The sequence below is a fragment of the Arthrobacter sp. ov407 genome (genome assembly GCF_900102895.1).
Classification (GTDB): domain Bacteria; phylum Actinomycetota; class Actinomycetes; order Actinomycetales; family Micrococcaceae; genus Arthrobacter.
Window position 1 is genome coordinate 195,336 of the sequence record NZ_FNGD01000007.1, and the last position, 11,719, is coordinate 207,054.

The following is an 11,719-nucleotide window of genomic DNA, read 5'->3' on the forward strand; positions in this document are numbered from 1 at the left end:
CGCCAGCGCGGCGCGCCCGACGCCGTGCGGGGATCCGGCGTCGGGCGTTACAGGTAGATGTTTCCGGAGACGACCCACCCATCCAGCCAGTGGGCGCCGGTTGCCGGGAACGGCAGTTCCGCGTTCTCCGGCTCCGAAACGTCCCAGGGGCCCGGCCGTGCCGCGGTCAAGGGCAAGACTGCCCACCAGCCGGACGGCGAGTGGTCAACACCGGCGAAGTGTCCGAGAATGTGGCGGAGTGTCTTCGGGCTGACGTGAGATTGTTCCGTCATGGCGAGTCCTTTCGACGCTGGAAACCCCAATCAACCACCGCGGACACGGGTTCCCAAGCCCGGCCGCAACGCACCGTCGCGCAGAGACACGGCGCGTCACGCACCCGTTGCATGACGTAAAACTTCGGCACTGCCCTGGGGACGCCGGGGACCTGGATCGCGGACTGCCGGGGGTATGCGGGTAACTGGGGTTCCCCGGCCACGGCCGCTAGGCTCGTCCGATGGCACACTCCGAGAACCTGATGGACGTCAGGTCCGCATAAGACACAGTTGCCGAGACTTATTCAACGGTGATCCCGGATACCAGCTTCGAGGCCCCTTTGGATATGGCCATGGTGGACCACTTCATCGCCCACATGCGCGCCACCGCGGACCGGCTGGTGATCGACATCGGATGCGGTGCCGGACGAATGACCAGCTACCTGAGCCAGGCAGGGCTAAACGTCAGCGGCGTCGACCTGTCCCCCGAAATGGTCCGGGTCGCGCATCGGCTGCATCCCGAGCTGTTCTTCGGAGTCGGAGAGCTGACCGACCTGCCGGCAGCCGACGCCGCCGCAGACGGCATCCTCGCCTGGTATTCGATCATCCATTCTCCCCCGACAGCCCTGTCGGCGATTGCGCGCGAGTTCTGGCGGGTGCTCCGCCCAGGCGGCTCGGCGCTCATCGCCTTCCACGCCGGAAGCGGTCACCGCACTAGTGACCGTGCCTACGGACACGATGTCCAACTCCGTGCGGAACTGCACGCCCCCGACGACGTGGCGCTCCGGTTCACCGAGCAGGGTCTTGTGATGCGCGCCCAGCTTGTGCGTTCGCCGAGGGCCATGGAGAATCACCCGCAGGCCGCAATCCTCGTCGACAAACCCTTCGTGCCCTCATAGGCCGGCATCTTTGTCCGGGCCCTCAGCTGGCAGATGCCCGGCCTCACGCCGTCCGCGAGATGTCGGCAACCACCTGCTCGATTTGATACCGCGAAACCTGGGCCAGCGCAGGCTTGGTGTGGAGATAGTAGGGATAGGCAATGACGCCAATCGACAAGGCCCAGGCGCGGCCGCGCTCCCACGTCGACTGGTCAACGCCTACGGCGTCGCGAAATGCGGCGCGCCCTTCGTCCTCGAGCAGGTTCCAGGCGACGATGAGGTCGACTGCCGGATCGCCAATGGCGAGGCCTCCCCAGTCGAGAACACCGGCGAGCCGCGCGTGGGCCGTCAGCAGGTTCCCGGGCTGCAGGTCCGTATGAATCCAGACCGGCTTCCCTTCCCCCTCGCTCACTTGCCGGGCCGTGTCCCACGCCGCTGTCAGGAGCCGGACGTCCAGCAGGCCCTCGCAGCTGGTGATTGCCGAACGGGTCGGCGCGTCCCTGGCAGCAAGCGGGCCGCCCCGGTAGGACCGCAGTGGCCCGGCGGATGCTTCGTTCCCGACATCAGCGGCATGCAGTGCGCGGATGAAGTTTGCAAGATCAATGGCGAATTCGGTTCCATAGGCGTGCCCCGGGGAAGGGTTCTCGCCTGCCAGCCAGCCAGACACCGTCCACGGCCATGCATAGCCCCGGCCCGGTGCGCCCTGTGCAACCGGAATCGGTACCGGGGCGGGCAATTGGGGAGCGAGCATGCGCGGGTATTTCCACTCCTTGGAGAGCGAGGGAACCGCGGCGGCCGTGCGGGGAAGCCGAACGACGAGCCGGTCACCAAGCATGAGCATGACGTTGTCCGTCCCGCTGGATGACACCGGCTCCAGAGGCAGCCCGGCCCACGCCGGGAACTGATCCGCGACCATGAGACTGACCTGTTTAGTGTCGATGTCAGGCTCTGCGTTGTGCAGCTTGGTGATCAACATATGTTCAATCTATTGGGCTTTAGACGCTTTCGATGTCGCCGTGCGGACTCTGCGAAGTGATGCGGCTGCATCCCAACGTAGGGTAATTCCATGCTCATCATTCGCGAAGGACTCCCACGTGATGTGCCCGGGCTTGCGACGCTAAGGGCCATCTGGGCGGCCGAACAGGAGCCTGCGCTCAAGGACGATCCAGCCTTCGACGCCGTCTTTAGGGAATGGATGGATGCCAGTCCTCGACAGTTCTTTGTGGCCGAGGACGGTGGCGAGCTAATCGGGATGCTCAACTTGATGATTTTCGAGCGGATGCCCAAACCAGGGAAGGAATCGTCCCGGTGGGTCTATCTGGGAAACGTCTATGTGCTTCCGGAATTCCGGAACGCCGGAATCGGCGGCCGGCTCGTGGACGCATCGATCCAGTTCTCGCAAAGCATCAAAGCCGTACGGATGGTGCTTTCCCCCTCCGCCGAATCACGCGACTTTTACGCACGGCTGGGTTTCGAGCCGGCCGGGGAATTGAACATCCTCCGGTTTTGACCCGCGACGTGGTGCCATCCGCTGGGCTGATGCGCCGGCTACGGCATGATGGTGACATGGAATTGCAGACTGAACGTCTCCTGCTGCGCGACTACACTCTGGATGATTCCGCGGCAGTGCATTCGTTTGCTTCCGACGTGAGAATCGCCGAGTACGTGGAGTGGGGGCCGAATACGGCCGACGACACTCGGGAATTCCTCGAACTGTGCGTGGCGGCGCAACGCGGCGCGATCCGGACAAACTTCACTCTCGCTGTCACTTTGCCCAGTGGCGATCCATTTGGTTCTGTCGGGCTCGCCGTTGATCGTGACCGGGGCGAGCTCGGATACGTGATCGACGCTGACCACTGGGGTCGCGGGTATGCCACTGAGGCCGCAGCCTCCCTCCTCAGGTTCGGCAAAGAAACCCTCAGGCTGCGGGACATTACAGCAACCTGCAGGCCTGAAAACTCCGCTTCGGCGAGAGTGCTGGAAAAGATCGGGATGCTCCAGGTCGGATTGCGGAGGGCGGACAAGCTCATCCGGGGACAGTGGCGGGATTCTCTAGTCTTTTCCGCGGTCAGCACCTCTGATAACACAGGACCGGCGCAAAGAGATCGTGCCGGGAGTCGCGGGACCCGAAGTCATGAGCCGAGTACGAATATTCCGTCGGGCCCGCCGGCCGCACGTCGTGAGCCGTCGTTCGAATAGACACTTACTGACCAGGGTGATTCCTCGCTGAAGAGACCAAGATGCCAGTCCGAATAGCGGTGAGTCAGGGTGAGCCCAGAGCCGGTGGCCGCCAGCTCTTGGGCCGCAGGTCCGCCCCTTGAGTGCGTTGAGGTGCCGACAATGAGGAACCCGCCCGGATTCAACAGCGATGCGACATGTTTGAAGGTCTGAACCAGAGATTCAGGCGTAAGAAAGGCGGCGACGTTTCCGGACATCAGGACAAGGTCATAGGCGACGGGCAGTTTTTGCTCTCTCAGTGCAGCGGCCGAGACACCTTCAGCATTCATGGACCGAAACCATGCCGGGTCGAAGAGCTCGCAGGCCACGTCCAGGATAGATCCGGTTGGATCAACACCGTATGCGATGTGGCCCCGAATTCGGAGGGCACCAACCGCCGATCCTATTCCGCAGCCAAGGTCCAGAATGCGGGCCTTTCTCGGACTTATCATGTCCACGAACCGCGCATCAACTTCGAGGTCATGTCCGGAGGCAGCGAGGTGGCGCATCTTGGCTGCATACGCAGCATAATCGGGCCGTTCGCTCACAGGCTCATTCTGGCACGGCGGTCTCCTCTTCCTCGGACCTCAGCGCTGAAGGCGGTACAGAGTCGTCGTTGGCATTCGGGGACGCACAATTCCAACTAAAAGCCTTGCCGATTCATGGCTAGATCGCCAGGAACGCGACCACCCATGAGGACCCGGCCGCCGTCGTACTTCAATTCACCACCGATGAAAATTTGGAAATCACGGCGAACCGCCTGACGGTTGCCGGGTACGCTCCCTCCGACATTCTGGATGAAACGTTCGGACGATACTTCACCGTCGAAGACCCTGACGGGTACGTCGTCCAGGTCAACGAAAGCGACGCGGACCTGCAAAACCTCAGGTACGAGATAAATGAGTCCGCTGCGCTGAAGTAGCAGCACAGAGTTCCGCTTCGTGAACGCCGTCTCAGTGAGCACTGGGGGTATAGTCGTCGCATGCTGTCTACGCGTCGATTTATCTGCCCCCGACCGGTCTCCGGTCGCGAGGGCTCTGAGGCGCGCGCCTAGGTCCTGGCGGCGGGTCGAGTCGGGGGGAAACCCACCACTCGAATCCGAACACAAGGACCTGCAATGCTCACATATCTCAGCCCCTCCGAGCTCCACGACGCTTTGACCATCCGCGATCTTTCAGATCCGGACAGCCGGCCCCATGCGATGCAGCCGCTGTTGCAGGGCATCATCAACGCTCTCTGCCGTGACTGGGGCGTTCCAGAACGAATCGTCCGCCACAGCCCTCTGGTGAGTGTGGCGGACAATTACGATCGGTTGGGGTTCAACGAATCCGATGTCACGCGGGATCAAAGATACTCCCGCTACGTCAGCCCAACGGTGATGCTCCGCAGCCACACGTCGGCTTCCATCCCGTCGCTGCTGCGGGCACTGGACGACAACGCATCCATGGACGAGCTCTGGGCGATCCCGGGTCTGGTCTATCGACGCGACTGCATCGACCGCACCCACGTGGGGACTCCCCACCAGGTCGACCTGTGGCGGGTCAACTCGCGGAAACAAGTCGACGCAGACAACCTGCAGGAAATGATCGGATCGCTGGTGCAGGCTGTGCTTCCGGGGGCCCGATGGCGCGCAGTTCCAGCCGTTCATCCCTACACCAGGGAAGGATTGCAGGTCGATGTCCTCATGGGCGGAGAGTGGCTCGAACTAGCAGAATGCGGGCTCATGGCGCCTCATCTATTCTCCGAAGCTGGCCTGGATCCCACAAGGTGGTCTGGACTGGCTCTAGGGATGGGTTTGGACCGGGCCCTGATGCTCCGCAAAGGCATTCCCGACATCAGGTTGCTCAGGTCTACGGACGCGAGAATCGAACAGCAGATGTTGGACCTGTCCCCGTGGAAAGCGGTCTCTCAAATGCCCTCCATCCGCAGGGACATCTCCATCGTGGTGCCCGCGGACGTGGACACCGAAGTGCTCGGCGACCGAGTGCGAACAGCATTAGGCGAAGAGGCCGAGGACCTGGAAAGCGTCGTGCTCCTGGCCCTAACTTCGTATGGAGACCTTCCCGTGGCGGCGCGGGAACGACTCCGCATTGGCGATGGACAGGCTAATGCGCTGATACGTCTAGTGCTGCGTCCTCTCGCCCGGACCATGACAGATCCAGAGGCAAATCAGACCCGAGACGACGTCTATTTGGCCCTGCATGAGGGGCCGGTCAAGGAGCTCATCGCAGGATAAGAGCTGAGCCGGCCTTCCGCCCCGGTGCCAGGAACCTAAGACTCGCGCGAATTAGGTATCAACTTTGTATCGGCCTCATATCGTTCCCGTTGCAGTTCCGGCGCCGGGGCCGAAACCGGCCTTCGCGCCGCGCCCGTGTGCCATGCTGGAATCCGGCTGTCCCAGGACCGCCGGGCCGCTCTCCGGAAGATGAAGGATGGGGCGGCCACCAGCGGTCTACGACGGCCACAAACGGATCATCGCCGCGGAACGCGGGGCGCAAGAAGGGACAGCGGCATCAGGAAGCGTGGAGTTCAGCAGTCATCGGTGGGCCGCGTCCGCCGCATCGCGCTGGCGCTGTCTCTGCCCGCCGCCCTCCTCCTGTCCGGCTGCGTGGCGACGCCGCAGAGCGGCATCACGAACTCCAGCAGCCCGTCGGAGCTTATTCCTGTGCCGGCGTCGGGCGTCCCCGCCACCAGCGCTCCGCTCGAAACAGCCCAGACGTCGAACAAGGCTCCGGTGTATTGGATCGGCCGGAGCAATGACAACGCGTTTCTCTATCGCGAGTTCCTCGACGTTCCGGATCAGGACAACCCCGTCACCAGCGCCCTTCGGGTGATGATGTCGCAGAAGCCGCTGGACCCGGATTTCTTCACGCCCTGGCAAAACCCGAAAAAGCTCGCGACGTCGATTTCCGGTAAGAATGTCATCACCGTGGATGTCTCAGCGGATGCCTTCAACAGCAACGTGGATGCTGCAATGGCCGAGCGCGCCATCCAGCAGCTGGTCTACACGGCGACGGCTGCCGCGGCCAGCGCAGGCCTCATCGATGCCGGACAGCAGGCCCAGGTGGTTGTGCTGGTTGACAGTCACACAGACTACGTGGCCTTCAACCATGTCCGGCTGGGCGAGCCGACGTCCCGCAGCGCCGGGATGGTGGCACCTGTGTGGATCATTGATCCGCAGGAAGGCACGTCCGTGGCCGACGGTTCGGTCAAGATCAGCGGCCGGAGCACCGTCCAGGGCGGGAAGCTCCGCTGGGCGATCCTCAAAGTCGACGGCGACGGCGACAACGCCAAGACGTCCTATCTCAACGGCAACGCCACGGCCTCGGCCGACTCAACCCAGGCCGGGTTGTTCACCTTGTCCGTGCACCTCGGCCCGGGCAGCTACGAGGTCCGGGTGTCCCAGGTGGACGCGGCGGACAGCGCCAAGGAAGTTTTCCAGGACACCCGCGGCTTCAGCGTTAAATAGAGTGGCTGAATAGTCAGGCTAAATAGCGTGGCGCGTAAATAGGGTGGTGCGTCAAATAGTCTTGCGGGTCAAATAGCAGTCACGCCGAGACGCCACGACGCCGGCAACCGGTCACCAACGGCCGAGGATGTCGCTGGCCAGTACGGTGGCGGCTGGCCCCGCGGTGGACGAGCGCAGCACGTGGTGCCCCAACAGGGCCGTGACCGCCCCTGCATCGCACAGCCGGGTCACCTCCCGCGGGCTGATCCCGCCTTCTGGGCCCACAATCAGCAGCACTTCACGGGATTCGGCGTCGCCAGGCTGCGCGGATTCCAGCCAGGATTCCAGTACGTACCGCAGCGGTCGGACGGCGTCTTCGTGCAGGATGACCGCGAGGTCTGCGGCCGCCACGGCCGCCTGCAGCCCGGCGCCGTCGACTGCCGCCCGGACCTCCGGAATCCAAGCCCGGCGCGCCTGCTTGGCGGCTGCTGTCACCACCGACTGCCATTTGGCATGCGCCTTCGCGGCCCGTTCAGCCTTCCACCGCACAATGGACCGCTCCGCCTGCCAGGGAATGACGGCGTCGATACCCAACTCCGTGGCCGTTTCGGCCGCAAGTTCGTCGCGGTCGCCTTTGGCGAGGGCCTGGACCAGGACCAACCGGGTCTCGGGCCGCGGCTCATCTGCAACGTCGAGGCACTCGACGGTCAGCTCACCGTGCAGGGCTGCGGTCACCGTGCCGGTCAGCCGCTTGCCGGCGCCGTCGGCGATGTCCACGGCCTCGCCGACGGCGATCCGCTTGACGGTGACGGCGTGGCGGGCCTCGGCGCCCTCCAGGACGAAGGCGGAGCCGGGGACCTGCTGGTCCAGGGTGCCGGGGGCGGTGAAGAAGACGGGGTTACTCACCGCTACAGGTTACCGAGCCGGTCCCGGAGTTTGGCGAAGACGCCGCCGCTGGCCGCGAGCTTTCCGGCCGTGAAGTGTTCGCCGCGCAGCTGGGCCAGCTGGCGGAGCAGGTCCTCCTGGGCAGCATCGAGCTTGCCCGGCGTTTCGACCTGCAGGTGCACTTTCAGGTCGCCGCGCCCGTGGCCGCGCAGATGCGTGACGCCGAGCCCGCGGAGGGTGATGATCTCGCCCGACTGGGTGCCGGCCCGGACGTCGATCTCCTGCTGCCCGTCGAAGGTGTCGAGGCTAATTTCGGTGCCGAGGGCGGCGGCCGTCATGGGGATGTTGAGGCTCGCGTGAAGGTCGTCGCCGTCGCGGACGTACGTGGCGTCGTTGTTGACCCGGATCTCCACGTACAGGTCCCCGGCCGGACCGCCGGCGGGCCCTGCCTCGCCCTGGCCGGACAACTGGATGCGGGTGCCGGTTCCAACGCCGGCAGGTACCTTGACGGTCAGCGAACGGCGGCTGCGGATCCGGCCCTGGCCGCTGCATTCGTTGCAGGGGTCCTTGATGACGGTGCCAAAGCCCTCACAGGACCCGCAGGGAGCCGAGGTCATGACCTGGCCCAGGATGGAGCGCACAGCGCGCTGGACCTGGCCACTGCCGCCACAGATGTCGCAGCGAACCGGGTGGGTGCCCTCGCGGCAGCAGGAGCCATCGCACGTCGGGCAGACGACAGCCGTGTCGACCTCGAGCTTCTTGTTCACACCGAACACCGCGTCGCGGAGGTCGATTCGCACGCTGATCAGCGCGTCCTGGCCGCGGCGGACACGGGACGCCGGGCCGCCCTGGCCGCCGCCCGCCCCGAAGAAGGTCTCGAAGATGTCTTGGAAGGCGAAGCCCTGGCCCGAGTAGCTGCCGCCGCCGAAGCCGTTGTCGGTACCGTTCTCGTTGCCGGTGGTGTCATAAACCCGCCGCTTCTGTGGATCGGAGAGGACCTCATAGGCGTGGGTGACGGCCTTGAACCGGTCCGAGGCGTCTTCTCCCGGGTTCACGTCCGGGTGCAGGGTCCGGGCCAGTTTCCGGTAGGCCTTCTTGATCTCCTCCCCCGTTGCGTCGCGGGAGACTCCAAGAACGTCATAGTGGCTGCTCAAAGTGTGTATCTCTTCCTTTTCGTACTGCCGGTGGGGCACTGCCTGTGGGGCAAGAAGTCGCGTTCGGTCCCGGGCCCGTCAGGGCCCAAGGATCCTGGAAAGGTAACGGGCCACCGCGCGGACGGCGGCCATGGTGGTGGGATAGTCCATCCGGGTGGGCCCAAGGACGCCGACCTTGGCCGTGGCATCCGGCCCGTAGGCGGTGGCCACGACCGAGGCCTCGGCGAGACCGTCGTAGGGGTTTTCCCGGCCGATACTGACGGTCACACCGCGCGGGTCCTCGGCCATTTCGCTGAGCAGGCGGAGCATGACCACCTGTTCCTCGAGCGCCTCCAGCACGGGGCCGATGCTGAGCGGGAAGTCCACATTGGAGCGTGCCAGATTCGCCGTGCCGGCCATGACCATGCGCTCTTCGCGGCTGCTCGTGGCCAGGGCCTCCAGGCCGCGGGCCAGCGCCTGCGCCGCACCGCGGCGCGCCGGCGGGCCACTGGCGACGACGGCGGGCAGCAGCTGGGGCAGCAGGCTCAGCGGGGTTCCGGAGAGGCTCGCCAGGAAGCGCGTGCGCAGCTCCGCCAGGGCGTCGTCGGGAATGTCCTGCCCGACGTCGATCACGCGCTGCTCCACTTTGCCGGTGTCCGCGATGAGGACAATCAGCACCTTCCGGGGGGCCAGCAGCACGAACTCTATGTGCCGCACCCGGGCGCGGCTGCGGAGCGGATACTGCACGACGGCGACCTGGTTGGTCAGGTGGGAGAGGAGCCTCACGGTCCGGTCGAGGATGTCGTCGAGGTCCTCGGATCCTTCCAGCAATGCCTGGATGGCCCGGCGCTCGGCCTGGGACAACGGCTTCACCGCTGAGATCTGGTCGACGAAGAGCCGGTAGCCCTTGTCGGTGGGGATCCGGCCGGCGCTCGTGTGCGGTGCCGTGATCAGCCCTTCGTCTTCCAGCGCCGCCATGTCATTTCGGATCGTGGCACTGGACACGCCCAGATGGTGCCGCTCAACGAGCGCTTTGGAACCAACGGGCTCACGCGAATGGACGTAGTCCTCCACGATGGCGCGCAGCACTTCGAGTTTGCGCGGTTCGCTCACGCTCCACCTCCAATCGACTGTCCCGCAGTCGGTGCCGCCCGCGTTGTCCGGTTCGCGTCCAGAAGTAGTACCCAGAAGTAATACTGAGACGGCCCTCGGCGGGACAAGGGTTAGCACTCGACATGCCTAAGTGCTAACCAGTCTAATATGAGTCGCCGCGTTGTTAGCATTGGATTCGCTCCAGGCGTGGCCCGCGGGGTCGCGATTCCCGTCACGCCGGTGCCGAGACCGTGGCAGCCGCTGCCGTTGCCGCGCCGTCGCGGTCCGGTACCGGACCCGGGGAGTTCCACCGACCGCCGTACATTCCGAGTGCAAAGTAAGTGTGTAGAGATGTCGTACCAGAACTGGGGCCCGCAGGACCTGTCCGCCCCCGCCAAGACCCAGTTGCCGGAAGTCCCGGTGGAACGCGGGATGGTCCTCGAGGAGGTCCAGTCCGGCTGGGTGGGCGCCGTGACCCGGGTGGAGAAGTCCGGCGGCATGCATGTGGTGGCGCTGGAGGACCGGCGCGGCAAGTCCCGGTCCTTCCGCCTCGGCTTTGGCTTCCTGTTGGAGGGCCAGCCGATCCGGCTGATGCCTCCGGCCCCGAAGAAGGCGGCGCCGGCCGCCGGTGCCGGCCGCACGGCGTCGGGCTCGGTCCGGGTGGCGGGGCACCGCGCACAGGTGGCCAAGGCCAGCCGCATCTGGGTGGAAGGAAAGCACGACGCCGAGCTGGTGGAGAAGGTCTGGGGCGATGACCTCCGGGTGGAGGGCATCGTCGTCGAACCGCTGCACGGCATCGACGACCTTGCGGCCGCCGTGGCGGAGTTCGGTCCGGGCCCGGGCCGCCGTCTCGGCGTGCTCGTTGACCACCTGGTGGCCAACTCCAAGGAGTCACGGATCGCCGACGCCGTCATGGCCTCACCGGGCGCCGCAGGCAACGTCCTGATTGTTGGCCACCCCTACGTGGACGTGTGGCAGGCCATCCGGCCCGCGGTCCTGGGGATTGAGCAGTGGCCCGTGATCCCCCGCGGCGTCGACTGGAAGACAGGCATCCTGATGGCTTTCGGGTGGCCCCACTCCACGAAGGAGGACATCGGCCTCGGCTGGCAGAAACTATTGGGGGCTGTCCGCAGCTATGCCGATCTGGAGGCGTCCCTGCTGGGCCGCGTGGAAGAGGTCATTGACTTCCTCACCGTGCCCTAGTCGGCCGCCGCGGACGCTCCCCAATCTCCATTTCCGCACCCGAGCAAGTATTCTTGAAATGGCGGCCGCGCTCCCAGCGCGGTTTTGGCTATTCCAGGCACAACCCAGGCAGCAACGCATCACCGCAATCCGAAGGGCTACACCGTGGCAGATAACGCACGAGAACACACGGGCAACCAGGCCGGCCATGGCCAGCCTCCGTACCATGGCGTTCCGGCAAATGCGCTGCCGCTGACGGCCGGCGAGGACCGGCAGTGGGCCACGCTGGCGCACTTCGGCGGGATCTTGGGCTGCGTGCCGTCGCTGCTGATCTACCTCATCTTCAAGGACCGCGGCCCGTTCACGGCGCAGGAATCCAAGGAAGCCCTCAATTTCACGCTGCCGCCGACCCTCGCAGCAGTGCTCTGTAATCTGCTGGTCTTCATTCCCGTGGTGGGGAACCTCTTCGCGGTGCTCGCCACGGTGATCTGGATCGCCGTGACGTGCTTCTCGGTGGCGGCAGGCATCCACGTCAACCGTGGCCAGCCGCACCGCTACGAATTCAACCTGCGCTGGATCAAATAACCAAACCCGGACCCAAGCACGAGAGCCGGCCGCTGCCCGTCAGGGTTA

General features: G+C 65.1%; 14 protein-coding genes. 8 read left to right on the top strand and 6 right to left on the bottom strand.

What is annotated here, in order from left to right; genetic code table 11:
* Nucleotides 1-47: 47 nt before the first annotated feature.
* A complete protein-coding gene (locus BLS42_RS11215) occupies nucleotides 48-272 on the bottom strand; it encodes a hypothetical protein (protein ID WP_090580984.1) in 225 nt (74 codons plus the stop codon).
* 290 nt (nucleotides 273-562) lie between these two features.
* Here BLS42_RS11215 and BLS42_RS11220 point away from each other — a divergent pair, with 290 nt between their 5' ends.
* Entirely contained in the window at nucleotides 563-1,150 is a 588-nt protein-coding gene (locus BLS42_RS11220) for a class I SAM-dependent methyltransferase (protein WP_143019184.1), read from the top strand.
* A gap of 43 nt (nucleotides 1,151-1,193) precedes the next feature.
* Here the strand turns inward: BLS42_RS11220 and BLS42_RS11225 are convergent, their stop codons facing one another.
* On the bottom strand, nucleotides 1,194-2,105 hold the full coding sequence (locus BLS42_RS11225) for an aminoglycoside phosphotransferase family protein (protein ID WP_218122103.1): 912 nt from the start codon (nucleotides 2,103-2,105) through the stop codon (nucleotides 1,194-1,196).
* 90 nt (nucleotides 2,106-2,195) lie between these two features.
* On the opposite strand from BLS42_RS11225, the gene BLS42_RS11230 reads away from it, so the two are divergent.
* Nucleotides 2,196-2,639 (top strand): GNAT family N-acetyltransferase, encoded by a 444-nt coding sequence (locus BLS42_RS11230; protein WP_090580990.1) that lies wholly within the window; start codon nucleotides 2,196-2,198, stop codon nucleotides 2,637-2,639.
* 56 nt (nucleotides 2,640-2,695) lie between these two features.
* Nucleotides 2,696-3,328, top strand: a complete 633-nt coding sequence (locus BLS42_RS20820) for a GNAT family N-acetyltransferase (RefSeq protein ID WP_090580993.1) — start codon at nucleotides 2,696-2,698, stop codon at nucleotides 3,326-3,328.
* On the opposite strand, the gene BLS42_RS11240 is transcribed toward BLS42_RS20820, so the two are convergent.
* Nucleotides 3,262-3,894: a class I SAM-dependent methyltransferase gene (locus tag BLS42_RS11240; RefSeq protein WP_256336410.1), complete on the bottom strand. Its 633-nt coding sequence runs from the start codon at nucleotides 3,892-3,894 to the stop codon at nucleotides 3,262-3,264. The two genes, BLS42_RS20820 and BLS42_RS11240, sit on opposite strands and share 67 nt — an antisense overlap.
* A 191-nt stretch (nucleotides 3,895-4,085) precedes the next feature.
* On the opposite strand from BLS42_RS11240, the gene BLS42_RS11245 reads away from it, so the two are divergent.
* The 3 genes from BLS42_RS11245 (at nucleotide 4,086) to BLS42_RS11255 (ending at nucleotide 6,815) form a co-directional block, all read left to right on the top strand.
* Nucleotides 4,086-4,268, top strand: a complete 183-nt coding sequence (locus BLS42_RS11245; RefSeq protein ID WP_090580996.1) for a hypothetical protein — start codon at nucleotides 4,086-4,088, stop codon at nucleotides 4,266-4,268.
* A gap of 195 nt (nucleotides 4,269-4,463) precedes the next feature.
* Nucleotides 4,464-5,582, top strand: coding sequence for a PheS-related mystery ligase SrmL (locus tag BLS42_RS11250; protein WP_090580998.1), 1,119 nt, complete (start codon nucleotides 4,464-4,466; stop codon nucleotides 5,580-5,582).
* Between the two features lie 306 nt (nucleotides 5,583-5,888).
* Entirely contained in the window at nucleotides 5,889-6,815 is a 927-nt protein-coding gene (locus tag BLS42_RS11255; protein WP_090581001.1) for a GerMN domain-containing protein, read from the top strand.
* A 111-nt stretch (nucleotides 6,816-6,926) separates the two neighbouring features.
* On the opposite strand, the gene BLS42_RS11260 is transcribed toward BLS42_RS11255, so the two are convergent.
* The 3 genes from BLS42_RS11260 to hrcA all read right to left on the bottom strand — a co-directional run bounded on the left by BLS42_RS11260 (nucleotide 6,927) and on the right by hrcA (nucleotide 9,925).
* Nucleotides 6,927-7,700: a 16S rRNA (uracil(1498)-N(3))-methyltransferase gene (locus tag BLS42_RS11260; protein WP_090581003.1), complete on the bottom strand. Its 774-nt coding sequence runs from the start codon at nucleotides 7,698-7,700 to the stop codon at nucleotides 6,927-6,929.
* A 2-nt stretch (nucleotides 7,701-7,702) separates the two neighbouring features.
* The gene (dnaJ, locus tag BLS42_RS11265) at nucleotides 7,703-8,833 is read right to left on the bottom strand and encodes a molecular chaperone DnaJ (protein WP_090581006.1); all 1,131 of its coding nucleotides are present in this window, start codon (nucleotides 8,831-8,833) and stop codon (nucleotides 7,703-7,705) included.
* A 78-nt stretch (nucleotides 8,834-8,911) separates the two neighbouring features.
* The gene (gene hrcA, locus BLS42_RS11270) at nucleotides 8,912-9,925 is read right to left on the bottom strand and encodes a heat-inducible transcriptional repressor HrcA (protein WP_090581008.1); all 1,014 of its coding nucleotides are present in this window, start codon (nucleotides 9,923-9,925) and stop codon (nucleotides 8,912-8,914) included.
* Nucleotides 9,926-10,255: 330 nt separating this feature from the next.
* On the opposite strand from hrcA, the gene BLS42_RS11275 reads away from it, so the two are divergent.
* Both BLS42_RS11275 and BLS42_RS11280 read left to right on the top strand, forming a co-directional pair.
* The gene (locus BLS42_RS11275; protein WP_090581011.1) at nucleotides 10,256-11,107 is read left to right on the top strand and encodes a DUF3097 domain-containing protein; all 852 of its coding nucleotides are present in this window, start codon (nucleotides 10,256-10,258) and stop codon (nucleotides 11,105-11,107) included.
* Between the two features lie 144 nt (nucleotides 11,108-11,251).
* Complete coding sequence (locus tag BLS42_RS11280) at nucleotides 11,252-11,671, top strand: DUF4870 domain-containing protein (protein ID WP_090581013.1); 420 nt, start codon at nucleotides 11,252-11,254, stop codon at nucleotides 11,669-11,671.
* Nucleotides 11,672-11,719 lie beyond the last annotated feature (48 nt).

Bases quoted from the DNA above. Each gene is read 5' to 3' on its own strand.
- BLS42_RS11275 (WP_090581011.1), top strand. From the start codon at position 10,256: ATGTCGTACCAGAACTGGGGCCCGCAGGACCTGTCCGCCCCCGCCAAG.
- BLS42_RS11250 (WP_090580998.1), top strand. From the start codon at position 4,464: ATGCTCACATATCTCAGCCCCTCCGAGCTCCACGACGCTTTGACCATC.
- BLS42_RS11230 (WP_090580990.1), top strand. From the start codon at position 2,196: ATGCTCATCATTCGCGAAGGACTCCCACGTGATGTGCCCGGGCTTGCG.
- BLS42_RS11225 (WP_218122103.1), bottom strand. From the start codon at position 2,105: ATGTTGATCACCAAGCTGCACAACGCAGAGCCTGACATCGACACTAAA.
- BLS42_RS20820 (WP_090580993.1), top strand. From the start codon at position 2,696: ATGGAATTGCAGACTGAACGTCTCCTGCTGCGCGACTACACTCTGGAT.
- BLS42_RS11215 (WP_090580984.1), bottom strand. From the start codon at position 272: ATGACGGAACAATCTCACGTCAGCCCGAAGACACTCCGCCACATTCTC.